At 68.1% G+C, this 23,490-nt stretch carries 19 protein-coding genes; 12 read left to right on the top strand and 7 right to left on the bottom strand.

The features are described from left to right. Nucleotides 1-17: 17 nt before the first annotated feature. Nucleotides 18-2,015 (bottom strand): molecular chaperone HtpG, encoded by a 1,998-nt coding sequence (gene htpG / locus O3I_RS00350; RefSeq protein WP_014980897.1) that lies wholly within the window; start codon nt 2,013-2,015, stop codon nt 18-20. Then, nucleotides 2,012-3,658, bottom strand: coding sequence for a TM0106 family RecB-like putative nuclease (locus tag O3I_RS00345; protein WP_051066863.1), 1,647 nt, complete (start codon nt 3,656-3,658; stop codon nt 2,012-2,014). Before O3I_RS00345 ends, htpG begins: the two co-directional genes overlap by 4 nt. Nucleotides 3,659-3,924: 266 nt before the next feature. Between O3I_RS00345 and O3I_RS00340 the strand changes: the two genes are divergently transcribed. From O3I_RS00340 to rraA, 8 genes are all read left to right on the top strand, one after another. Next, nucleotides 3,925-4,569, top strand: coding sequence for a DUF6474 family protein (locus tag O3I_RS00340; protein ID WP_014980895.1), 645 nt, complete (start codon nt 3,925-3,927; stop codon nt 4,567-4,569). A gap of 11 nt (nt 4,570-4,580) precedes the next feature. Beyond that, nucleotides 4,581-5,105 carry a hypothetical protein gene (locus O3I_RS00335; RefSeq protein WP_014980894.1) on the top strand — a complete coding sequence of 175 codons (525 nt, stop codon included), beginning with the start codon at nt 4,581-4,583 and terminating at the stop codon, nt 5,103-5,105. A gap of 38 nt (nt 5,106-5,143) precedes the next feature. Beyond that, nucleotides 5,144-5,797 carry a YcnI family protein gene (locus O3I_RS00330; protein ID WP_014980893.1) on the top strand — a complete coding sequence of 218 codons (654 nt, stop codon included), beginning with the start codon at nt 5,144-5,146 and terminating at the stop codon, nt 5,795-5,797. Further along, nucleotides 5,794-6,336: a copper resistance CopC family protein gene (locus O3I_RS00325; protein WP_014980892.1), complete on the top strand. Its 543-nt coding sequence runs from the start codon at nt 5,794-5,796 to the stop codon at nt 6,334-6,336. The genes O3I_RS00330 and O3I_RS00325 overlap by 4 nt, the downstream gene beginning before the upstream one ends. Beyond that, complete coding sequence (locus O3I_RS00320) at nt 6,333-7,286, top strand: CopD family protein (RefSeq protein ID WP_014980891.1); 954 nt, start codon at nt 6,333-6,335, stop codon at nt 7,284-7,286. The genes O3I_RS00325 and O3I_RS00320 overlap by 4 nt, the downstream gene beginning before the upstream one ends. 49 nt (nt 7,287-7,335) lie before the next feature. Next, nucleotides 7,336-7,815, top strand: coding sequence for an SRPBCC family protein (locus O3I_RS00315; protein WP_014980890.1), 480 nt, complete (start codon nt 7,336-7,338; stop codon nt 7,813-7,815). A 77-nt stretch (nt 7,816-7,892) separates the two neighbouring features. Next, entirely contained in the window at nt 7,893-8,258 is a 366-nt protein-coding gene (locus O3I_RS00310; protein ID WP_041562316.1) for a DUF5313 family protein, read from the top strand. 55 nt (nt 8,259-8,313) lie between these two features. Next, a complete protein-coding gene (gene rraA, locus O3I_RS00305) occupies nt 8,314-8,802 on the top strand; it encodes a ribonuclease E activity regulator RraA (RefSeq protein ID WP_014980888.1) in 489 nt (162 codons plus the stop codon). A 9-nt stretch (nt 8,803-8,811) separates the two neighbouring features. On the opposite strand, the gene O3I_RS00300 is transcribed toward rraA, so the two are convergent. Beyond that, nucleotides 8,812-9,030, bottom strand: a complete 219-nt coding sequence (locus O3I_RS00300; protein WP_014980887.1) for an RNA-binding S4 domain-containing protein — start codon at nt 9,028-9,030, stop codon at nt 8,812-8,814. 143 nt (nt 9,031-9,173) lie between these two features. Here O3I_RS00300 and lysX point away from each other — a divergent pair, with 143 nt between their 5' ends. From lysX to O3I_RS00280, 4 genes are all read left to right on the top strand, one after another. Next, nucleotides 9,174-12,494 (top strand): bifunctional lysylphosphatidylglycerol synthetase/lysine--tRNA ligase LysX, encoded by a 3,321-nt coding sequence (gene lysX, locus O3I_RS00295; RefSeq protein ID WP_014980886.1) that lies wholly within the window; start codon nt 9,174-9,176, stop codon nt 12,492-12,494. A gap of 114 nt (nt 12,495-12,608) precedes the next feature. Continuing rightward, nucleotides 12,609-12,806: a hypothetical protein gene (locus tag O3I_RS00290; protein ID WP_014980885.1), complete on the top strand. Its 198-nt coding sequence runs from the start codon at nt 12,609-12,611 to the stop codon at nt 12,804-12,806. A 141-nt stretch (nt 12,807-12,947) separates the two neighbouring features. Further along, the gene (locus tag O3I_RS00285; RefSeq protein WP_041562315.1) at nt 12,948-13,559 is read left to right on the top strand and encodes a histidine phosphatase family protein; all 612 of its coding nucleotides are present in this window, start codon (nt 12,948-12,950) and stop codon (nt 13,557-13,559) included. Nucleotides 13,560-13,677: 118 nt separating this feature from the next. Further along, on the top strand, nt 13,678-14,016 hold the full coding sequence (locus O3I_RS00280; RefSeq protein ID WP_141691654.1) for a hypothetical protein: 339 nt from the start codon (nt 13,678-13,680) through the stop codon (nt 14,014-14,016). Nucleotides 14,017-14,087: 71 nt separating this feature from the next. On the opposite strand, the gene O3I_RS00275 is transcribed toward O3I_RS00280, so the two are convergent. The 4 genes from O3I_RS00275 to aroQ all read right to left on the bottom strand — a co-directional run bounded on the left by O3I_RS00275 (nt 14,088) and on the right by aroQ (nt 23,361). Next, the gene (locus O3I_RS00275; protein ID WP_141691668.1) at nt 14,088-14,987 is read right to left on the bottom strand and encodes a cutinase family protein; all 900 of its coding nucleotides are present in this window, start codon (nt 14,985-14,987) and stop codon (nt 14,088-14,090) included. 594 nt (nt 14,988-15,581) lie between these two features. Then, nucleotides 15,582-17,051, bottom strand: coding sequence for a glutamate synthase subunit beta (locus O3I_RS00270; protein ID WP_014980881.1), 1,470 nt, complete (start codon nt 17,049-17,051; stop codon nt 15,582-15,584). 59 nt (nt 17,052-17,110) lie between these two features. Then, complete coding sequence (gltB, locus tag O3I_RS00265) at nt 17,111-21,760, bottom strand: glutamate synthase large subunit (RefSeq protein WP_014980880.1); 4,650 nt, start codon at nt 21,758-21,760, stop codon at nt 17,111-17,113. A 980-nt stretch (nt 21,761-22,740) separates the two neighbouring features. After that, nucleotides 22,741-23,361 (bottom strand): gamma subclass chorismate mutase AroQ, encoded by a 621-nt coding sequence (gene aroQ, locus O3I_RS00260; RefSeq protein WP_014980879.1) that lies wholly within the window; start codon nt 23,359-23,361, stop codon nt 22,741-22,743. Nucleotides 23,362-23,490: the final 129 nt, after the last annotated feature.

Here is a 23,490-nt window from a genome sequence, read left to right as displayed (position 1 = left end):
GTGTGCGCGCGGTGAACTCAGAGGGTGCGGGTGAGCCGATCGGTGAGGATGTGCGCGAACCGCGCCGGATCCTTCAGCTCGCCGCCCTCGGCCAGCACGGCGGTGCCGTACAGCAGTTCGGCGGTTTCGGTCAGCTCGGGCACCTTGCCCGCGTCCGCGTCCTCCTTGCGCGTGTCGTACGCGTCGCGCAGGCCGGTGACCAGCGGATGCGTCGGGTTGAGCTCCAGAATCCGCTTGGACTCCGGCAGCGCCTGCCCTGACGCGCGGTACATCCGCTCCAGCATCGGGGTGAAATCGAAGACATCACCGACCAGGCAGGCGGGCGAGGTGGTGAGCCGGTTGGTGAGGCGCACCTCCTTGATGTTCTCGTCCAGGGTCTTGCCGAGCCAGGTGAGCACCTCGGCGAAGTCCTTGTCCTGCTGTTCGCGCAGCGCCTCGGAGGCCTTCTTCTCCTCCTCGGACTCCAGGTCGACCTCGCCCTTGGCGATCGAGGTGAACGGCTTGCCGTCGAAGTCCGGCACCGAGCCGACCCACATCTCGTCGACCGGGTCGGTCAGGATCAGCACCTCGCGGCCCTTGGCCTTGAAAGCCTCCATGTGCGGGGAGCTTTCGATCTGCTGCCGGGATTCGCCGGTCATGTAGTAGATCGCGTCCTGGCCCTCGGGCATGCGCTCGACGTACTGCGCGAGCGTGGTCAGCTCGGACTCGGAATTCGTCGAGGCGAACGACGACACCTGCAGGATGGTCTCGCGGTTGTCGAAATCGCCGAGCAGACCCTCCTTCAGCACCCGGCCGAATTCGCGCCAGAAGGTCTGGTACTTGCCCTGGTCCTCGGCGCCCTGCAGCTCCTTGACCGTGGACAGCACCTTCTTGACCAGCCGCTTGCGGATCATCTGGATCTGGCGGTCCTGCTGCAGGATTTCGCGCGACACGTTGAGCGAGAGGTCCTGCGCGTCCACCACACCCTTGACGAAGCGCAGGTACTCCGGCATCAGCTCTTCGCAGTTGTCCATGATGAACACCCGCTTGACGTAGAGCTGCACGCCGCGCTTGTGCTCGCGGGTGAACAGGTCGAACGGCGCCTGCGAGGGCAGGAGCAGCAGCGCCTGATATTCGAAGGTGCCCTCCGCCTTCATCGGGATGATCTCCAGCGGATCGTCCCAGGCGTGGCTGACGTGCTTGTAGAACTCCTTGTACTCCTCGTCGCTGACCTCGCTCTTCGAGCGGGTCCACAACGCCTTCATGGAGTTGAGGGTCTGGTCCTCGAGGATGGTCTTCTCGGACTTCTCGGTCCCATCGGGTTGCTCCGCGGGATCCGCTCCTTCGTCGCCCTCTGGCTCTACGGTCACGGTCCGCTCGACCTGCATACGGATCGGCCATGCGATGAAGTCGGAGTACTTCTTGACGATCTCCCGGAGCTTCCACTCCTGGGTGTAGTCGAAAAGGTGGTCTTCCTCGTCGGCGGGCTTCAGGTGCAGCGATACCGCGGTACCCTGCGGGGCCTCGTCGAGGGTTTCGATGGTGTAGGTCGAGCTGCCGGCGGCGGATTCCCACCGGGTGCCCTCGGTCTCCCCTGCGCGCCGGGTGGTCAGCGTGACCTTGTCGGCGACCATGAAGGTCGAGTAGAAGCCGATGCCGAATTGGCCGATCAGCTCCTCGGCCGCGGCCTCGGACTTCGCCTCGTTGAGCTTCTTGCGCAGCTCGGCGGTGCCGGACTTGGCCAGGGTGCCGATCAGGTCGACCACCTCGGCGCGGGACATGCCGATGCCGTTGTCTCGAACGGTGAGGATCCGGTTGTCCTTGTCCACCGCCAGCTCGATGTGGAGGTCGGACGTGTCGACGTGCAGATCCTTGTCCCGGAAGGACTCCAGCCGCAGCTTGTCCAGCGCGTCGGAGGAGTTCGAGATCAGCTCCCGCAGGAAGGTGTCCTTGTTGGAGTAGACCGAATGGATCATCAGCTCGAGCAGCTGATGGGTTTCTGCCTGGAACTCGAGTTGTTCGACGTGCTCTGTCACGTCGCGATAGTACGTCTCCCGAAATCCTCGAGGCCAGGAACCTCCAGGTCGGCCCGATTCGACATCCATTCCCGCAGCACCTGGGTGGCGCGCACGTCGTCCTCGTTGTACTCCAGCAAACGGGTGCGCTGGGACAGATCCGGCGCGTCTTCGTAGCCGACAGCCAGCCGATACCAGCTCATCGACGCCTCGCCGCCCGCCTCGGCGTCGCGCCAGGCGAAGCCCGCGACCGGCGCGATCTTCTTGAGCCCCTTGCCGTTCGGGCAGATGAACTGCTCGGACACGGCCTGGAACATGTCCACCCATTCCGGCCCGTCCACGAACGCGCGCACCTGGTCCACCGTCGGCACACCGGGCCTGCCCGCGAACCGGCGCGCCGACTCGTACAGCCACTTGTCCTCTGCGGTGCGCGAATAGCAGTAGGCGGCAAAGGTTTTCCCGTGCGCCCTGGTTTCCGCCCGCACCGTCATCAGCCAGGTCCAGAATTCGCCGAAGGAGCGGCCCTCGTCCTCGGTGGGCAGCGGGTCCCAGGTGACGAACGGGCGGTACACCCCGTCGAGCAGCGTGCCCCACAGATACGCGCCGTACTCCTGGAAACTCTCCAGATCCACGTCGACCTCGACGTCGGCCCGCTGCACCCGCACCGGTTGCACCCGGCGCACCAGCGGCGCGCCCGCGATCCAGGCCCGGGCGGTGACCACCGCCTCGTCGAACGGGCCGTGCTGCCAGTCGTCCGGGTCCTCGCCGGTCCAGCTCGCCAGATCGTCGATGGTCTGCACGTCGTGCCTGCGCAGCACCTCGGCGCGGGAACCGGGCGCGACCAGGCTGACGTCGCGGTGTTCGATGAGCCAGCCCTCGCAGCTCGGCCCCTCGATGCTGCGCGTCCACCACGGGCACTGCCGGCACTCGGGCACCTTGGACGGCACCGTCGGCAGCTCGCCGCGGACCACCGCGACCCGGTCGGCATAGCGTTGGTCGTAGTCGGCCAGGATGGGCCCGAGGTCGTGCACGAGGATGCGGTCGAAGTGATAGCCGATCACGCCGCCGACCAGGGCGGGGCTGGCCAGGCCGTGCCGCTGCAGCATCCGGTAGAGGTGCGCGAGGCGCTGCTGATCCCGGGGCTGCTGGCGTAGTTTGCGATGCCGATCCGGTTGCGGATCCCAGTGATACGGGTCCGAGGTGGTCGGGTGGAAATCGGCGGGCTCGGGCTGGCGCGGGTCGGTCACCTTGTGGTTCACCACGATCACCGGGATGTAGCCGCCGCGGTCGGCGTCGTGCAGCAGGATCTCCGAGCCGCCGCGGCGGCCGGTCTCCGGTTCCTGCGGTAGCAGGGCGCCCCAGATGTGACGCACTCCGTCGGCACACGCCCGCATGGTGGCCGCGGCCCGCTCGGACGCGCGCAGGGTCGGATCGATGACCACCCAGCCGTCCGGGTCCGCCGCGATCAACGCGTCCCGCACGCGTAGCCGATGCGCCGTGGCGGCCTCGCGGCGCTGCCGCACGCCGGGGTCTTCGCTGACGCCCGTCAGCGCCCCCGGATGGGCCGCGTCCAGGTGCAGCCGGTGCCGGCAACCGATCAGCGCTCGCGCGTCGATGAAGGGGGTCGGCGCATCCGCGACACCGGCCGGCCGTTCCACGGCCATGCCGTTGTGCTTGCGACCTTCCCGGTCACCGATGCCCGAATCCACGTAATGCAGTATGGTCCCTCCCCCCGACAAACCCACGAACCCCGTGCGCACGGGCACGTTTCGGTCCGATCCCCACTTGCCTTCGGTACCGGGAGCGAGGCCCTACGCTCTTAACTGTCGCAGTTGAACCGATAGGGTATGGACAAACCGTGTGACATGGGCGGACGGGCTTTCCCCGGCGTCGTACTGCCATGGCAAACCAGCATGACGGAGGGCCTTCGATGGGGTTGTTCACGAAGCGCAAGGGGCGGCCGAGCCGCAGGGCCGAGGCGAAAGCCCTCAAGCACAAGGCCGGTCTGGAGGCGAAACTGGTCGCCAAGAACGACCGCAAGGCCCGCCGCGCGGAGGCCCGTACCCAGCGCAAGGTGGCCAAGGCCCAGATCTCCACGCTGCAGGCGGAGGAGAAGGCCGCGCTCAAGGTGGCGGCGCGGGCCGAGCGCGAACTGTTCAGCGCGAGCCAGATGAAGAAGTACCTCGGCGTGGCACGGGTGCTGATCCCGGTGCTCGCGCCGCTGGCCTACCGTGCCGCGACCTTCGTGCGCGGCCAGCTCGACCTCCGCAAGGCCCAGCAGCTCGGGATCGGCATCGAGCAGCTCGGCGACTTCGCCGGCCACGGCGCCCGGTTGCAGGCCCGGATCGCGAATACCGAAGCGGCCCTTGGCAAGGTCGGCGCGCAGGACGGCAAGGACAAGGGCGATACGCAGAAGTTCGTCGTCTCGACCCAGGCCCGCCTGGACAGCCTGGCCACCGCGGTGCAGACCGCCGAGCAGATGCCCGCGCCGCGCCGTCGCACCGTGCACGCCTCCATCTCCGAGGAGCTGTCCCAGGTCGAATCCGACGTACTGGCCCGCCTCGGCGTGCGCTGACCCCTGCCACGATGTCCGAGTCACCGACCAGCGGCCACCTCCGCGGTGGTCTGGTCGGTGTGCTGGTCGCCGTGCTCGCGATCGCCGCGCACGGCGTCGCCGGCGGCGGCCTGCCAGGGTCGGCGGAGTCGGCGCTGGTGCTGCTGGCGGCCGCGGTAGCGGGTTGCGCGGCACAGCGATTCGCCACCGGATCCGCCGCGGTGCTCACCTTGCTCGGCCTCGGGCAGCTCGCGAGTCATCTCGCGTTGTCCGGCCTGATCGGCCACGAACACACCACCGCGAGCACCGCGGTCCCCGTGCTGCCCACCGGGTGGATGCTCGTCGCGCACGCGGTGGCCACCCTCGGCTGCGCCGCGCTGATCACTACGGCCGAGCGGCTCTACGCCGCCGTCTCCGGCGCGGTGCGCGCGGTGCTCGCCAGACCGCGTCCGGGGCGCGTCGCGGGCCCGGCGCACTGGTCCAATCCTGGTCTCCCGCACTATCACTGCACTCCGAACGGGGCCATCGGCCCGCGCGCGCCACCGCTGCCCGCCTGACCCGCCGCACCACTCCCCCTCGGACAGAAAGACCTTCCATGTACCGTTCGATTTCGCGCGCCACCGGCACCGCCGCTGCCGCCGCCACGTTCGCGCTGCTGGCCTGCGGTAGCGCCGCCGCGCACGTCACCGTCGACTCGCCGGGCGCCCAGCAGGGCTCCTACGCGGTGGCCACCTTCCGGGTGCCCACCGAATCCGAGACCGCCAGCACCACCGCGCTCACCGTCACCGTGCCCAACCTGAAAAGCGCACGCACCGAACCGATTCCGGGCTGGTCGGCCAAGATCGAGAAGAACGAGAAGGCCGAGATCACCGCGATCACCTGGACCGCGGAGCCGGGCAACCCTGGCGTCGGCCCGGGCCAGTTCCAACGCTTCGCCGTCTCGGTCGGGCCGCTGCCGAAGCAGGAAACCGTCAGCTTCCCGACCAAGCAGACCTACAGCGACGGCAAGGTCGTCGCGTGGGATCAGCCCGCGGGCAAAGACGGCGCCGAGCCCGAACATCCGGCCCCGTCGCTCACCCTGGCCAAGGGCAAGTCGACCGATGATCACAGCGTCGACACCGCGAGCGCGGACCGTCCCGTCGACGACACCGACAACACCGCGCGCTGGCTCGGCGGCATCGGGCTGGCGCTGGGCCTGCTCGGCGTCGCGCTCGGCCTCGGCAACGTGATCCGGGCACGGCAGTCGTGATCCGCCGGCTGTTCACCGCGCTCGTCGCGGGACTGTTCCTGCTCGGATTCGGCCTGGCCGCCACGGGAACCGCGGCCGCGCATTCCGCCCCGACCGGCAGCGTGCCGGAGGACGGCGCGACGATCGAGGCAGGCCCCGCGCGAGCCAGCATCACCTTCAACGAGGCATTGCAGCCCAACTACCCGTCGCTCACCGTGGTCGGCCCGGACGGCAACCTGTGGTCCAAGGGCGAGCCGACGGTCGAGGGCAACACCGTCAGCGTGCCGGTGGGGGAACTCGGCCCGGCCGGGGTGTACACCGTCGCCTACCGGGTGACCTCCGCCGACGGCCATCCGGTCAGCGGCAAGCGCCAGTTCACGCTCAGCAAGGCGGGCAATGGTGTCCCCGGGCCCAAACCCGGTGCCAAGAACGGTAATTCGGACGAGGAGGAGTCCGGCGGGGTGCCGCTGTGGGTCTTCATCGTCGGCGCCGTCGTGCTGTTCGGCGGCGGGCTCGCGTTCGCCCTGTTCGGCGGCAGGAGCCGGAAAACACGACAGTGACCGGTAAGACGCGCGGCGGCGGCGCGCGGCGGGACACCGCGGGCGCGCCGTGGCCGGTGCTGTTGATCGTCCCGGCCGGGCTGCTCGGCGTGCTGCTCGCCTGGGCGCTGAGCCTGCCCGCCGGGTTCGCCGGGCAATCGGTGGCCCGGGTGCTCGCCGACGGCGCGGGCGCGGTGGTGCTCGGTCTCGCCGCACTGCCCCGGGTGCACGCGAAGTTGTCGCCGCCGTGGCGCCTGCTCGCCGTGCTCGCCGGATTCTGGTGCGGCACCGAGTTCGCGGTGCTGGTAGCCGAGGCGGCCGAGGTGCTCGGGGTGCCGGTCGGCGGGCTCGGCGCGGGCTCGTTCGGCGACTACCTGCTCGATGTGAGCGGCGGCCAGGTCGGCATCGCGATCCTGCTCGGCGCGGGCGCGATCGCCTGCTACGCGGCGCTGGCCTTCCGGCGGATCGATATCGCCGCGCCGGACCTGGTGCTCGTCTTCGCGGCGGTCACGCTGGCGCTGCGGCCGATCACCGGGCACATGTCCCAGCACGCGTTCGGCTCGGTGCTCGCCGCGGTGCACGCGCTGGCCGCGGCGGCCTGGTTCGGGCTGCTGGTCGCGCTCGCGCTGGTGGTTCGTACCCGCGGCACGTGGGCCGTTGCGCTGCCCCGGTATTCCGCCATGGCACTGCCGCTGGTCGCGATCGTCGCGGTGACCGGGCTGTTGAACGGGCTGATCAAGGTCGGCGGGATCACGCCGTTCTTCGACACCGGCTACGGCCGCATCCTGCTCGCGAAAACCGTGGTGCTGCTCGGCCTGCTCGGCCTGGGCTGGTGGTGGCGGCGCAGCTGGGTCGGCCGGGCCGCCGACCATCGGGTGAGCGCCGACGCCTCGCTGCGCCGGGCCGTCCTCGAGGTCGTCGTGATGGCCCTCGCCTTCGGGCTCGCCGCCACCCTCGCGGTCACGGCCTGACCCAAGTCCTGACCGGACGACCGAGAGCAGAACCGGTTACTGTTCGGGCATGACCGAAGTGAAGATCGTCGAGGACTGTGCCGCGTCGGCGGAATCCGCGTTCGCGTACATCGACGACTACCAGAACCTGCCGCGCTTTCTGCACGGCATCCAGTCCTTCACCCCGGTCGGCACGCAGACGACCGGCGTCGGCGCGGCCTTCGACGGGCACATCAAGCTCGGCCCCGCGTCGCTGAAATCGCGGATCGAGGTGGTGCGCTGGGAGGAGAACGCGGTCATCGCGGTGAAGTCGATCAAGGGCTTCGAGATCGAATCGACCTTCCTGTTCCACCCCAAGGGCGACGCGCGGTGCACCGTCGACGCGATCGTCGACTACCGGGTGCCCGGCGGACTGGCCGGACGCGCCCTCGGCAAGACCATCGAACCGTTCGTGAAGATCGCGGTGCAGCACACCACGCACAACCTGATCACCCAGATCGCCGCCTTCCACGCCGCCCGCGCCGGCGAATCGGATCAGCCGGTGCGTTGAGCGCGCGGTCGCGGCGTCCCGAATCCGGGGGCTCAGCAACCTAGCGGTGACCAATGCCACAGGCATAGCCTGAAGGTATGAAAACCCCCACGATGCGGCAGCGGATCGCCTACGATCTCGGCCGCGAGCTCCCCGGGGAGCTGCACGAGTGGGTCATCCACGACCTCGTCGGACACGGGGCCATGGAGCGCTATCTCGTCCGGTTTCTCGGCCCCGTTATCCCGTTCTTCGCGCTGGTCCTGCTCTTTCCGGGACCGATGGCGCTCAAGCTCGGGTTGATCGTGATGATGATCGTGCCGCTGGTCATCTTCACCGTCGCGCTCAGCTACGTCTGGCGCCGCTTCCGCCTCGTCCAGCACGGACTGAACCCCGAGCTGGCCGATCGTGCCAAGTTCTCCGAACACGACCGGGAGATGTACGAACTGCACTACGGACACCGATAGCGACCCTCGGCACACCGGGAGCGAATCACGCTGCGGCCGCCTTTAAGCTGAGCGCGTGACCGAATCCCAGGACTTTGTTGCCACTGCCGACCTGGCCGACGAGATCGGCCCCGAGATCCGCAGCTGCGACACGCAGTTCATCCAGTTCGGTGGCCGCGCGGCGTTCGCCGGCCGGATCACCACCATCCGCTGCTTCCAGGACAACCTGCTGGTCAAGCAGACCCTCGGCGAACCAGGGCAGGGCAAGGTGCTGGTGGTCGACGGCGGCGCGAGCGTGCACACCGCGCTGGTCGGCGACATCATCGCCGGGCGCGGCGTGGACAACGGCTGGGCAGGCGTGATCGTCAACGGCGCGGTGCGCGACTCGGCGATCCTGCGCACCCTCGACATCGGAGTGAAGGCGCTCGGCACCAACCCGCGCAAGAGCACCCAGACCGGCACGGGCGATCGCGACGTCCCCGTCGAATTCGGCGGTGTCACTTTCGTTCCCGGCGACATGCTCTACAGCGATCACGACGGTGTCGTCGTGCGCGCCGAAGACTGAACGAACAGCTCAGACCGATACGCGCGCCTTGTGCCCGGCGAGGGCGACGACGTCGCCGATCTGTAGCTGGCGACCGCGGCGCAGTTCCACCTCGTCGTTGACCCGGACCAGGCCGGAGGCGATCACCGTCTTCGCCTCGGAGCCGGATTCGATCAGGTTGGCCAGCTTGAGGAACTGACCTAGCCGAATAACTTCGTCATCGATCGGTACGTCGACTGGTTCTGACATGGGTTACATCCTTACCTTGCACCCGAAATCGGTGAACGCCAGCCCCCGTACCGGCCGCGGACACGCGTGTGCGACTCGCCGATAACCGACATGCCCGGTAGGTCTTCGAGCACCCGGACGGCGGCACCGTACACACTGGTTCGGTGACCACCACGCAAGCCCGGCAACACCTGATCGAACCGCCAGCCGACAGACCGACCCCGCCTGTGCCGCATCGCGGGCACGGCAGGCTGGCCGAGGTCCCGCATATCGCGGGTCTAGTGCTCGGGGTGTTCGCGGTCGCGTGTTTCCTCTGGAGCCTCTCACCCACCCTGCGCTACCTCACGCAGGTGCCCCGGCACTACATCGACAACTACTACTTCGACGCGCCGGACACGAACCTGATGTGGGCGCTGATCGTCGGCCTGCTCGCCGGGGCGCTGGCCAGCCGGAAGCGGATCGCGTGGTGGTTGCTGCTCGGTTACGTGTCGCTGTACGCCCTGGCCGAGGGCCTGGATTTCGCGGACACCGGCGATGTCAACGCGCTGGTCGCGATGATCGTGCACCTCGCGGTGATCGGTGTGCTGGTCGCGGCGTGGCGTGAGTTCTACACGAAGGTGCGCCGCGGCGCGGGCTGGAAGGCGCTCGGCGTGCTCGCCGGCGGCCTGACGGTCGGTTTCCTGCTCGGCTGGGGCCTGGTCGAATTGTTCCCCGGATCGCTGCCGCAGGGCGCGCAGCGGCCCGGCTGGGCGCTGTACCGGGTGACCGCCGCGGTGCTGGTGGACAACGAACGCTTCGACGGGCATCCGCGCCCGTTCGTGAACTTCCTGCTCGGTCTGTTCGGCGCGATCGCACTGCTGGCCGCGGTGATCATCCTGCTGCGCTCCCAGCGCGCGGCGAACGCGATGACCGGCACCGACGAATCCGCGATCCGCGGCCTGCTGGAACGCTCCGACGTCGAGGATTCGCTCGGCTACTTCGCGACCCGCCGGGACAAGGCGGTGGTGTTCGCGCCCAGCGGCAAGGCGGCCCTCACCTATCGGGTCGAGCTGGGCGTGTGCCTGGCCAGCGGCGACCCGGTCGGCATCCGCGAGGCCTGGCCGCAGGCGATCGACGCCTGGCTGCGGCTGGCCGACCAATTCGGCTGGGCGCCCGCGGTGATGGGCGCGAGCGAACTCGGCGCCACGGCCTACCAGCGCGCGGGCCTCTCGGTGATCCGGCTCGGCGACGAAGCCATCCTGGATACCAGGACGTTCTCGCTGGCGGGCCCGGAGATGAAACCGGTGCGCCAGGCCGCGAATCGATTGCGCAAGCACGGCATCACCGTGCGGATCCGGCGGCACCGCGATATCCCGGCCGAGGAGTTCCGCGCCGTGATCGCGCGTGCCGACGCCTGGCGCGACACCGAGACCGAGCGCGGTTTCTCGATGGCGCTCGGCCGGCTCGGCGATCCGCTGGACGCCGACTGCCTCCTGGTCGAAGCGGTGAACGGACAGGATCGCGTGCTCGGCATGCTGTCGCTGGTCCCGTGGGGCCGCACCGGGGTCTCGCTGGAGCTGATGCGCCGCGACCCGAACGGTCCGAACGGCGTGATGGAGCTGATGATCTCGCAGCTCGCACTGAACTCCGAACAGCACGGCGTCACCAAGATCTCGTTGAACTTCGCCGTGTTCCGCTCGGTGTTCGAGGAGGGCGGGCGGATCGGCGCCGGGCCGGTGCTGCGCATGTGGCGCGGTGTGCTGCTGTTCTTTTCGCGATGGTGGCAGCTGGAGGCGCTGTACCGCTCCAACGTGAAATACCAGCCGCATTGGGTACCAAGGTTTTTCCTGTTCGAGGAGCGCAGGCAACTGCCGCGGGTCGCGGTGGCCAGCGCGCTCGCCGAGGGCTTCCTGCCGCGGTTCGGGAAAGAACCGGACACGATCACCCACACCGGCTCGCACAGCGCGGCGCCCGCGAGCATGACCGGCCTGCACGCCGACGGCAGCCCGCCCGACCTCGACCAGGTCGAGGGACAGGAACTGCTGCCGCGCCGGCCCGAACAGGTGCGGGTGCGGATGGACAAGCTGGACCGGCTCACCGCCTCCGGTGTCGAGGCATACCCGGTCGCCTACCCGCCGACCCACAGCGTCGCGGGCGCCCGGCAATCGCCGCGCGGCACCACGGTCCGGGTGTGCGGCAGGCTGCTGCGCATCCGCGACTACGGCGGCGTGATCTTCGCCGTGCTGCGTGACTGGACCGACGACATCCAGCTGGTGATCGATCGGGACCGGGTCGGCGCCGAACGCAGCGCCGAATTCACCGAATTCTTCGACCTCGGTGACCTGATCGAGGTCAGCGGGCAGATCGGGCGCAGCCGCCGCGGCGAGCTCTCGCTGCTCGCGGCGGACTGGCGGATGCTCGGCAAATGCCTGCATCCCTTGCCGGACAAGTGGAAGGGCCTGTCCGATCCCGAGGCGCGAGTGCGGCAGCGCTACGTCGACATGGCGATCAACGCCGAAACCCGCGAGGTGCTCGCCAAACGCAGCGCGGTGGTCCGTTCGCTACGCGACACGTTCAACGGCTGGGGCTACCTCGAGGTGGAGACGCCGATCCTGCAGCAGGTGCACGGCGGCGCCAACGCCACCCCGTTCCTCACCCACATCAACGCCTACGACCTCGATCTGTACCTGCGGATCGCGCCCGAGCTGTACCTGAAGCGGCTCTGCGTCGGCGGCATGGAGAAGGTTTTCGAGATCGGCCGCACCTTCCGCAACGAGGGCGTCGACTTCAGCCACAATCCCGAGTTCACCATCCTCGAGGCCTACGAGGCGCACAGCGACTACGAGCGGATGATGCACGCCGCCCGCGAACTCATCCAGAACGCCGCCGTCGCGGCCAACGGTGCGATGGTGGCGTTGCGGCCGCAGGACGACGGCTCGTTCGAGCAGGTCGACATCTCCGGCGAGTGGGCGGTCAAAACGGTGCACGGCGCGGTGTCCGAGGCACTCGGCACCGAGATCACCCCGGCCACCGAGGTCGAGCTGCTGCGCGAACTGTGCGACAAGGCCGAGGTGCCCTATCAGCACGGCTGGGACGCGGGCCAGGTGGTGCTGGAAATGTACGAGCACCTGGTCGAAGCGCGCACCGAGGCGCCGACCTTCTACATCGACTTCCCCACCTCGGTGTCCCCGCTGACCCGCGCGCACCGCAGCATCGCCGGAGTCACCGAACGCTGGGACCTGGTCGCCTGGGGCGTCGAACTCGGCACCGCCTACAGCGAACTCACCGATCCGGTGGAGCAGCGACGCAGGCTCACCGAACAATCCATGCTCGCCGCCAACGGCGATCCGGAGGCGATGGAACTCGACGAGGACTTCCTGCAGGCCCTCGAGCACGCGATGCCGCCGACCGGCGGGCTCGGGCTCGGCGTCGACCGGGTGGTCATGCTGATCACGGGGCGCAGCATCCGCGAGACACTCCCGTTCCCGCTGGTGAAACCGCGCTGATTCGGCGAACGGAACCCAGCGGACGAATCGGACAGCTACCCTTGAGAATTCGAACCGGAGCGGCCGAGAACCTTCGGCCCGGGAGGGGACCGTGACACGAAATGGGGTTCAGATATGTACCTTGACCTGCTGACCAATATGGCCCTCGTGGACCACAGCGTCTGGGCGAGCCCGGAGGTGCTCGAGCTCGCGGCCCGCAAGAAGAAGCGCAGCAGCGGCGGCCTGATCTTCGGCGGCATCTGCTGCCTGCTCGTGGTCGCCCTCATCGTCCTCGGCGTCTACCTCCTGATGAAGCGCAAGAAGAAGCAGTAGCTCGGAACCGCCGAACGGCCCGGTTCGTGGGGGCACGAACCGGGCCGTTCGCCGTCTGCTGCAGTCCCCTAGAGCCGCTCGATATCCGACAGATCAATGTCGATGTCGAAGGGGCAGTCCCTGATGGGGCAGAGTGGGGCTGTGCAGTTGATTCTTGTTCGTCATGGGCAGCCGGTGCGGATCGTGAATGCCGTGGGGGCGGCTGATCCTGAGCTGGCGGCGGTCGGGGTGGAGCAGGCGGAGCGGGTGCCGGCGGCGTTGAGTCAGCATCGGGTGGCGCGGGTGGTGAGCAGTCCGCAGCGGCGGGCGCGGGACACCGCCGGGCCGACGGCGGCGAAGCTGGGGCTCGACGTCGAGGTGATCGACGATCTGGCCGAATACGATCGGGATCTGCCCGCCTACATTCCGATCGAGGACGCCAAGGTCGAGTTCCGCGCCGTCTACGAGCAGATCAAGGCCGGGCATTTTCCGCCGCAGATCGACGGGACCGCGTTCAAGTCCCGGGTGCTGGACGCGGTCGCCGAGATCGCGGCCGCCACCGACCCGGCCGACACCGTGCTCGCGTTCACCCACGGTGGTGTGATCAACGTGCTGCTGCAGCAGATACTCGGCCTGGAACGGCCGCTGACCTTCCCGATCGACTACTGCTCGATCACTCGAATCCTGTTCTCCCGCAACGGCCGTCGCACCGCAGCGACGATCAACGAGAACGGGCACGTGTGGGATCTGCTGCCGCGCAACATCAAGTCCTGATTGTCGGGTTCACAGCCGATTGGCAGGGACGTCACACCCGCACCCCAGCGACGGAACCTTGGATGGGACCGGTGAGCCGCCACACCAGCGGCTCATGGTCCGAGAGAAAGGAATTCCGTTGCTCAGCAGAACATCGACGCCGCTGCGTCGCCGGGTCACCCGGGTCGCGGTGGCAGGGGCATTGATCGCCCTGCCGCTCGGCGCGCTCGCCGCGACCGCATCGGCCGAGACGCCGGACCCCGCGGCCATCCAGCTGACCCAGGCCGACCCGGAAGGCACCGATATCAGCGCACATCCGCGCGGCGGACCCGGCTGGTTGCCCGGCGGCGATCAGGGCGGGCCGCGGGTGGAGTACCGGGACGGGCCGGGACGGCACGGTCCGCGCATCCACAAGGACGATCCCGGTCCGCGGACCCTGCACGTCCGCCCGCCGAGCGGCTCCGCGGGCAGTAGCTGATCCCGAGTAGTCCCGCGACGACGAAGGCCCACCTCCGCGAGGGAGGTGGGCCTTCGTTCGGCTGCCGTGGATCAGGCCATGCCGGCGATCCAGTTGTGCATCCAGGACGTGGCGGTCTGCCCGCCGCCGACCGGGTAGCTGCCGTACAGCGTGTGCGCCTGCGACTTGTAGAACCGCTCCAGGTCCTTGGCGCGCTGCTCGTTCGCCGATTCGGTGAGCTGGGCCTGCAGCGCGGGCACCCCGCCGTGCGCGAACAGGTCGGTCATGATGTTGCCCGCCTCGATCTGGTACCGCCACATGTTGGCCGGGTTCATGTCCGAGGCCTGCGCCATGAAGCCCGCGAACCGGGTGACGAAGTCGTCCGGCGCGGTCGCACAGTACAGGTCATCCAGCGCGCAGATGGTGCGGGTGCGATCGCTCAGCCAGCCGAAGCCGCCGACCCGGGGGCCGCCGGCGCCTGCGCCGGGCGCGGGCGCGCCGACCTGGACGTCGGTGGGCGAGCGACGCGGATCGGAGATCAGGCCGACGCCCGCGACCCGGTCGGCCGGAATGGGGCCGAGCCCGGTGCCGATCTCGGCGGCGAGGTCGCCCGCCGCGTCCGCGCCCTGGCTGTAGCCGACGAGCGCGATCTTGGTGGCGCCACAGGACTTCGCCATATCGGTGATCAGGCCGCGCGCGCGGTCGGTGGCTTCCTTCTTCGAGTTGCCGTAAACCTCACCCTCCCAAGGGAACGCGGTCGCGGCGTAGGTCACGTAGTCGACGTCGGTGGAGCTCGGCAGGTTCCGCGTGACACCGGCGAGCATGCCGGGCTGCGGCTTCTTGTCCTTGCCGGTCTCCCAGGTGCCGGGGATCGCCACCACGTACAGGCTGGGGCAGCCCGGGTCGGCACTCACCGATCCGCTGCCGAACACCAAGCCGGACAATACCGTCGCGGATGCACCGAGAGCCGCGACAACCTTCTTCAACTGCATACCGCTCCAGTCCAAACCCATGCCCGCCCTGGGCATCCCGACAAGTTGCGCACCAATGCTGGACCGCAGGAGTGACTTTCCAGTGCACGCTGGGTTAACTCGAGCCACCCGGCGATCCGAACGCTGCTGTCCGGCGAACCCACATCCCAAGATCAGCAACGTGCCGGGATCACAATAAAGGTCGCGAGCGCCCGGCGCCATCCCGACCCGCGTCCGATGTCCGATTTCCGTCCGATGCCCAAACCCGCAGCTCCGCACCACATCCCGGCACCAACCGCCCTGATCAGCCGGTAATCCGCCACTCGCGAATATCCGCAATCTTTCAGCAATCAGAGCGCTGACAACACCGACCACCGATGTGAACGCACACAGACCGATGCCGATCAGACGCGAACCGAGGCCCGGAGAACGCAGGCTAGCAATCGCCCAGAGAATCATCGCGCCGTGTCTCGCCCAGCGACGCCGAACGCCCGGCGTCGAATTCCGCAAACGCGCGTGTCGCGTCGCAGTACCGCGACGACGCAAAGAACAAAGGCGTCTGCGGACCGAAGTCCACAGACGCCTTTTTCCGCTCCGGTAAGAGAGGGGTTCAGATCATCGCTGGGCGACCATGCTGGGGGTGATCGGGGCGGGAAGCGCCGTCTCACCCTCCAGGAAGCGGTCCACCGCGGCGGCCGCGGCGCGACCCTCCGCGATGGCCCAGACGATGAGGGACTGGCCGCGGCCCATATCGCCCGCGACGAACACGCCGGGGATGTTGGTCGACCAGCCCTTGTCGCGCTGGACGTTGCCGCGCTGGTCGTAGCCGACGCCGAGTTCTTCGAGCAGGCCGCGCTTTTCGGGACCGGTGAAGCCCATGGCGAGCAGCACGAGATCGGCCTCGAGGGTGAAGTCGGTGCCGTCGACCTTCTCGAAGCGGCCGTTGACCATCGTCACCTCGTGCGCCTGCAGGCCGGTGACCTTGCCGTCCGCGCCGACGAAACGCTCGGTGTTGACGGAGAACACCCGCTCGCCGCCCTCCTCGTGCGCCGAGGACACCCGGTACATCAGCGGGTAGGTGGGCCACGGAGTGGAGGAAGCGCGCTCCTCCGGCGGGCGCGGCATGATCTCGAACTGGTGGATGCTCTCGGCGCCCTGCCGGTGCGAGGTGCCGAGGCAGTCGGCACCGGTGTCACCGCCACCGATGATGACGACCTTCTTGCCCTTCGCGTGGATGGGCGGCAGGCCGTCGGCATCGGTGACGTCGTCGCCCAGCTGCACCCGGTTGGCCCACGGCAGGAACTCCATGGCCTGATGGATGCCGTCCAGCTCGCGTCCGGGGATCGGCAGGTCACGCGCGATGGTCGCGCCGCCGGCCAGCACGATCGAGTCGAACTGCTCGCGCAGCTGCTCGGCGGTGATGTCGACACCGACGTTCACGCCGGTCTTGAAGATGGTGCCCTCGGCCTCCATCTGCGCCATCCGGCGGTCGATGAAGCGCTTCTCCATCTTGAATTCCGGGATGCCGTAGCGCAGCAAGCCGCCGATGCGGTCGGCCCGCTCGAACACGGTCACGGTGTGCCCGGCACGGGTGAGCTGCTGTGCCGCGGCGAGTCCCGCGGGACCGGAGCCGACGACCGCGATCCGCTTACCGGTCAACCGGGTCGGGTAGACCGGGGTCACCCAGCCCTCGTCGAAGGCGTTCTCGATGAGCTCGACCTCGACCTGCTTGATCGTCACCGGGTCCTGGTTGATACCCAGGACACAGGACGCCTCACACGGCGCCGGGCACAACCGCCCGGTGAACTCCGGAAAGTTGTTGGTGGCGTGCAGCCGATCGATGCCCTCGCGCCACTGTCCCTTGTAGACCAGGTCGTTCCACTCGGGGATCAGGTTGCCCAGCGGGCAACCGTTGTGGCAGAACGGGATACCGCAGTCCATGCACCGGCTGGCCTGACGCTGCAGGGTCTCGTGCGCGAAACCCTCCTCGTAGACCTCTTTCCAGTCCATCAGCCGCAGCGGCACGGGTCGACGCGTCGGCAGTTCCCGCTTGGTGTGCTTCAAAAAACCTTGTGCGTCAGCCACGTTCGGCCTCCGTAATCTTGCCTGTGGACAGTGGACTCAGCTGTTGGATGCGTCGCGTGTCAGCCACGTGCCGCCTCCATGATCGCCTCGTCGACGTCCTTGCCGGCCTTCTCCGCCTCGGAGATGGCGAGCAGTACCTTCTTGTATTCGCGCGGCATGACCTTCACGAAGTGGTTCACCTGCTGCGACCAGTCGCCCAGGATGCGTTCGGCGACAGCCGATCCGGTCTGGTCGCGGTGCTCGGTGACGACGTCGCGCAGCCAGGTGAAGTCGTCACCGGAGAGCTGTTCGACGGCGTCGGCCTGCTCGGGGTTGAGCTTGTCCTCGAAGGTGCCGTCCGGGTTGTAGACGAACGCGACACCGCCGGACATGCCCGCACCGAAGTTGCGGCCGGTCTCGCCGAGGATGACCACGCGGCCACCGGTCATGTACTCGCAGCCGTGATCGCCGACGCCCTCGACCACCGCGGTGGCGCCGGAGTTGCGCACGGCGAACCGCTCGCCGACCACACCGCTGATGAACGCGTGCCCGTTGGTGGCACCGAACAGGATCACGTTGCCCGCGATGATGTTCTCTTCCGGCTTGAAGCCGTCCGGCGCGTCGAGCGACGGGCGCACCACCAGGTGGCCACCGGAAAGTCCCTTGCCGACATAGTCGTTCGCGTCACCCTGCACGCGCAGCGTGATGCCCGCGGGCACGAAGGCGCCGAAGCTGTTGCCCGCCGAGCCGGTGAAGGTGATGTCGATGGTGTCGTCGGGCAGGCCCGCGCCACCGTAGAGCTTGGTCACCTCGTGGCCGAGCATGGTGCCGACGGTGCGGTTCACGTTCGTGATCTTGGTTTCGAACTTCACCGCCTGGCCGCGCTCGAGCGCGTCCCGGCTCTGCGTGATCAGCTGCTGGTCCAGCGCCTTGTCCAGGCCGTGGTCCTGGGTCTTGGTGCAGCGCCGGTCCTGGTACATGAACGCGGTCTCGACGTTGTCCAGGATCGGCGACAGGTCCAGCTTGTTGGCCTTGAAGTGCTGCTTGGCCTTGGCGGTGTCGAGCAGGTCGACCCGGCCGATGGCCTCGTCCAGCGTGCGGAAGCCCAACTGCGCCAGCAGTTCCCGGACCTCTTCGGCGATGAACAGCATGAAGTTCTCGACGAATTCCGGCTTGCCGGTGAAGCGTTCGCGCAGCACCGGGTTCTGCGTGGCGACACCCACGGGGCAGGTGTCGAGGTGGCAGACCCGCATCATGATGCAGCCCGACACCACCAAAGGCGCTGTGGCGAAACCGTATTCCTCGGCACCGAGCAGCGCGGCGATCATCACGTCGCGGCCGGTCTTCATCTGCCCGTCCACCTGCACGACGATGCGGTCGCGAAGTCCGTTGAGCAGCAACGTCTGCTGGGTCTCGGCCAGGCCGAGCTCCCAGGGGCCGCCCGCGTGCTTGAGCGAGGTAAGCGGCGAGGCGCCGGTGCCGCCGTCGTGCCCGGAGATCAGCACGACGTCCGCGTGCGCCTTGGACACACCGGCCGCGACCGTGCCGACACCGGGCTCCGCAACAAGTTTCACGTGAATCCGCGCCTGCGGGTTCGCGTTCTTCAGGTCGTGGATCAGCTGCGCCAGATCCTCGATCGAGTAGATGTCGTGGTGCGGCGGCGGCGAGATCAGGCCGACGCCCGGCGTGGAGTGCCGCACCTCGGCGACCCACGGGTACACCTTGTGCGCGGGCAGCTGGCCGCCCTCGCCGGGCTTGGCGCCCTGCGCCATCTTGATCTGGATATCGGTGCAGTTGGTCAGGTAGTGCGCGGTCACGCCGAAGCGGCCGGAGGCCACCTGCTTGATCGCGCTGCGCCGCCAGTCGCCGTTCTCCTCCGGCTCGAAGCGCGCGGGCGACTCGCCGCCCTCACCCGAGTTCGACCGGCCGCCGAGGCGGTTCATCGCGATCGCCAGGGTCTCGTGCGCCTCGGCCGAAATGGAGCCGTAACTCATTGCGCCGGTGGAGAACCGCTTCACGATCTCCGAGGCGGGCTCGACCTCGTCGATCGAGATCGACGCGCGCTCCTTCTTGAACTTGAACAGGCCGCGCAGCGAGGCGAGCCGCTCGGACTGGTCGTCGACCAGCTTGGTGTACTCCTTGAAGATCGAGTACTGGCCGGAGCGGGTCGCGTGCTGCAGCTTGAACACGGTGTCCGGGTTGAACAGGTGGTATTCACCCTCACGCCGCCACTGGTATTCGCCGCCGACCTCGAGCTCGCGGTGCGCGCGCTCGTTGCGGTTCTCCAGGAACGCGAGCCGGTGCCGCTGGGCGACGTCGGCCGCGATGTCATCGAGCCCGATGCCGTCCAGGTGCGAGCGCAGACCGGTGAAGTATTCGTCGGCCAGGTCCTGGGACAGGCCGATCACCTGGAACAGCTGCGCGCCGGTGTAGGACGCCAGCGTGGAGATGCCCATCTTGGACATCACCTTCAGCACGCCCTTGCTCGCGGCCTTGTTGTAGTTGGCGACCGCCTTGGCGTAGTCGGCGGCCAGATCGCCGGTGCTGCCCGGCATGTCGAGCGCGCCGCGCTCGAGCATGTCCTCGATGGTCTCGAAGGCCATGTACGGGTTGATCGCGGCCGCGCCGAAGCCGACCAGCATGGCCATGTGGTGCACCTCGCGGGCGTCACCGGCCTCCACGACCAGGCCGACCATGGTGCGGGTGCGTTCGCGCACCAGGTGGTGGTGCACCGACGAGGTGAGCAGCAGCGACGGGATCGGCGCCAGCTTCTCGTTGGACTCGCGGTCGGACAGCACGACGATCCGGGCGCCGCCGTCGATCGCGGCCGACACCTGGGTGTTGATCGCCTTGAGCGCCTTGCGAAGTCCCTTGCCGCCCTTGGCGACCGGGTACAGACCGCGCACGATCACCGACCGCAGCTCGGGCTGGGAGCCGTCGTCGTTGATGTGCACCAGCTTGGCCAGCTGGTCGTTGTCGATGATCGGCGATTCGATCGCGATCTGCTTGCAGGATTCCGGGCCGGGGTGCATCAGGTCGGCCTCGGGGCCGATCGCGCGGCGCAGGCTGGTCACCACCTCTTCCCGGATCGCGTCCAGCGGCGGGTTGGTGACCTGCGCGAACAGCTGGGAGAAGTAGTCGAACAGCAGCCGGGGCCGCGCCGAGAGCACGGCGATCGGGGTATCGGTGCCCATCGAGCCGAGCGCCTCGCCGCCGGTCTTGGCCATCGGCGAGATCAGCAGGTTCAGCTCTTCGGTGCTGTATCCGAAGATCTGCTGACGGATCAGTACCCGGTCGTGCGACATGTGCACGTGCGGGCGGTCGGGCAGGTCCTCGAGCTTGGTCACACCCGCGTCCAGCCATTCCTGGTACGGGTGCTCGGCCGCAAGCTGGTCCTTGAGCTCCTCGTCGCCGACGATGCGGCCCTGCGAGGTGTCGACCAGGAACATGCGGCCGGGTTGTAGTCGGACCTTGCGGACCACCTTGGACGGGTCGATGTCGAGCACGCCGACCTCGGAGGCCATCACGACCAGGCCGTCGTCGGTGACCCAGATGCGGCTGGGGCGCAGGCCGTTACGGTCGAGCACGGCGCCGACCACGGTGCCGTCGGAGAAGCACACCGAGGCCGGGCCGTCCCACGGCTCCATCAGCATCGAGTGGTACTCGTAGAACGCGCGGCGGCGCTGATCCATCTTCTCGTTGCGTTCCCACGCCTCGGGGATCATCATCAGCACCGCGTGGGGCAGGCTGCGGCCGCCGAGGTGCAACAGTTCCAGCACCTCGTCGAAGCGCGCGGTATCGCTCGCCCCCGGGGTACAGACCGGGAAGATCTTCTCCAGCCGGTTGTTGCCCGCCGAGTCGATGCCGAAGATGTCCGAACGCAGCAGCGCCTCGCGCGCCCGCATCCAGTTCTCGTTACCGGTGACGGTGTTGATCTCGCCGTTGTGCGCAACCCGGCGGAACGGGTGCGCCAGCGGCCACGAGGGGAAAGTGTTGGTGGAGAAGCGCGAATGCACGATGCCGAGCGCCGATTCCACCCGGCCGTCCTGCAGGTCCAGGTAGAAGGCGCGCAGCTGCGGCGTGGTGAACATGCCCTTGTAGACGAAGGTCTGGCCGGACAGGCTCGGGAAATACACCGACTCCTTGCCGACCGCGCCCTCGCCGGAACCCGACTTGCCGAGTTCGTGCTCGACCCGCTTGCGGATCACGTACGCGCGCCGCTCCAGGTCCATGCCGGACAGCTGCTCGGCCGCGCCACGCGGCGAGCCGATGAAGATCTGCCGGAAGGTGGGCATCGCGTCGCGGGAGAGCGCACCGAGCGAGGACTCGTCGATCGGCACCGCACGCCAGCCGAGAACCTCGAGGCCCTCTTCCTTGACGATCTTCTCCACACCGTACGCGGCGCGCGCGGCCTCGCGACGGGCCTGCGGCAGGAAGGCGATACCGGAGGCGTAGGAGCCCTCCGGCGGCAACTCGAAGTCCACGATCGCGCGGAAGAAGCGGTCCGGAAGCTGGATCAGGATGCCTGCGCCGTCACCACTGTTGGGTTCCGCGCCTGCGGCACCACGGTGCTCCAGGTTCAACAGAGCCGTAATAGCCTTGTCGACGATGTCGCGGCTGCGGCGGCCGTGCATGTCGACGACGAACGCGACACCGCAGGCGTCGTGTTCGTTCGCCGGGTCGTAGAGCCCGACGGGTCCAGGTGACCTGTGGCCAGGAAGTTGCATCATGCCTCTGCCTTCAAGAAGGGCGTTCGACGAAAACGAAATGGGCTATTTCGTCGGAATGCCTCCGTACAAGACTGCGCCCGTACGTTCCGAAACCAGCCGCGCTGATGGTCTTCGGCGTGCAGTCACGTCTCCAGTTGTTTCACCCGCTTCAGTGACGTAGTGGGTGCTCGTCGGTAACGGATCTCTAACAAGATCCTTACCTCCGCGCGGGTTCCGGCCCGCTACGCTGAGCACCGGTCAGGAGCTGCCCCGAGCGGGCGAGTGGGCCGAGCATTCTGTGTTCGGCGTAAGAGCAAACGATAAGTCAGGTCCGAGGCCCAACCAACTTAGGCTGTACTAATAACTGGGTCTAGCTGGGCTTCTTCATTCGGTCCTCCACGTGTGCGCGTCGTCCAGTGTAAAGCAGCAGGCACCGCATGATCGATCCCGCGGCGTCTGGTGCCGACTACTCAGGGTCGGCGCGGGAGAGCGGCCCCAAACCTCGCGAAACGGTCAGAAAAACGCTCCCACCTGCATCGCAGATGATTTCCCCGGCGAAGCATCCGGCAAACCACCGAAGGGCGGCTAACTCGGAAGCCGGGTGAATGAGATATTTCCGACAGGCTCCTGACGAGCCAAGCATGCGATCCGACCGTTCGGCCTCTTTTGCCTGCTGTGGGCTTCAGCACATATTCAGCTAACGCCAGTCAGTGGTGTTCGACACATTTTTCTGACCCGAAACCTATCCACTCTTACGCCGTAATCGACGTGACTTATTGCGGAATGGGCCACCCTTTACCGAATATTCGCCAGCCGATCCGGCTTTCGTCGTTGAGTTCAACTTAAGACGACGTCTTACGGCGTCAGCCGGCTGCGTTCCGGCGGCGCACACCAGCGTTACCCGGGACCACAAAGTTTCGGGTGGAAGGGTGCACCCGGCGCACAGTTCACGGCACCGGTTTCGCCGAACACGCACAAATTGGGCGCCGGACGAGGCGCGCTCAGCGCGGGGCGCAGAGCACCACCGCGGCGCGCACCAGTGCCGCCTGGTGCAGCGCGTCCGTGCGGCCCGCCGTGAACACGCCGAAAACGCTGCGCGCCACCCGTTCCGCGCAGTCCGGCGCGGTCAGCTCGCCGCGTTCGGCGGCCAGCTGGTCGACGATCTCGACGTTCACCCGATCGATCACCGGCCGCACCGACAGCAGATCCGGCGGCGCGGTGGGCGCGGACGTGGCATCGAAGCGCCAGCCGGTGATCAGACCGCGCTGCACGATCTTGTTGGCCTCGATCTGCCCGGAGAACACCTGTCGCACCCAGTGTTCGGGCAGGTCACGACCGGCGCCGAGCTGGGTCATCGCGTCGTAGACCGCGGCCTCCCGGGCCGGATCGTCGATGGTGGGCTCGGTGCCGGTGCGAGCGGCGCCGGCCCATTTCGCCGCGGCCACGGCGTCGGCGGTCTGCAACCGCTCGAGCACCAGGCCCACCAGACGATCCAGGGACTCGGGCGTGTCGGCTCCCGCCCTAAGCGGGGACATGATCAGCGCGGCCGACACCACCAGCAAGGTGGCCAGCCGCGGCGCCGCGCGTCGTGTGGTCGTGCGTCGGACGAAACGAATACGCATGAGCTGACCTCCCGAGACGGCACGCCTGGCAACGGATCATCGATCGAGAGTAGAACCCGCAGGTGAATCGGCGCCGACACCGCCTCGGACCGTTTGTGAGCCTGGCCACATACGCCCGCTCGTACTCGG

The sequence above is a fragment of the Nocardia brasiliensis ATCC 700358 genome (assembly GCF_000250675.2).
In the GTDB taxonomy this organism is placed as follows: domain Bacteria; phylum Actinomycetota; class Actinomycetes; order Mycobacteriales; family Mycobacteriaceae; genus Nocardia; species Nocardia brasiliensis_B.
This window is presented reverse-complemented; position numbering and strand designations above follow the sequence as displayed.

Excerpts from the sequence above, each read along its gene's own strand:
- O3I_RS00345 (WP_051066863.1), bottom strand. The coding sequence starts at position 3,658 with ATGGCCGTGGAACGGCCGGCCGGTGTCGCGGATGCGCCGACCCCCTTC.
- O3I_RS00340 (WP_014980895.1), top strand. The coding sequence starts at position 3,925 with ATGGGGTTGTTCACGAAGCGCAAGGGGCGGCCGAGCCGCAGGGCCGAG.
- O3I_RS00335 (WP_014980894.1), top strand. The coding sequence starts at position 4,581 with ATGTCCGAGTCACCGACCAGCGGCCACCTCCGCGGTGGTCTGGTCGGT.
- O3I_RS00330 (WP_014980893.1), top strand. The coding sequence starts at position 5,144 with ATGTACCGTTCGATTTCGCGCGCCACCGGCACCGCCGCTGCCGCCGCC.
- O3I_RS00315 (WP_014980890.1), top strand. The coding sequence starts at position 7,336 with ATGACCGAAGTGAAGATCGTCGAGGACTGTGCCGCGTCGGCGGAATCC.
- O3I_RS00310 (WP_041562316.1), top strand. The coding sequence starts at position 7,893 with ATGAAAACCCCCACGATGCGGCAGCGGATCGCCTACGATCTCGGCCGC.
- O3I_RS00300 (WP_014980887.1), bottom strand. The coding sequence starts at position 9,030 with ATGTCAGAACCAGTCGACGTACCGATCGATGACGAAGTTATTCGGCTA.
- O3I_RS00290 (WP_014980885.1), top strand. The coding sequence starts at position 12,609 with ATGTACCTTGACCTGCTGACCAATATGGCCCTCGTGGACCACAGCGTC.
- O3I_RS00275 (WP_141691668.1), bottom strand. The coding sequence starts at position 14,987 with ATGCAGTTGAAGAAGGTTGTCGCGGCTCTCGGTGCATCCGCGACGGTA.
- gltB (WP_014980880.1), bottom strand. The coding sequence starts at position 21,760 with ATGATGCAACTTCCTGGCCACAGGTCACCTGGACCCGTCGGGCTCTAC.
- aroQ (WP_014980879.1), bottom strand. The coding sequence starts at position 23,361 with ATGCGTATTCGTTTCGTCCGACGCACGACCACACGACGCGCGGCGCCG.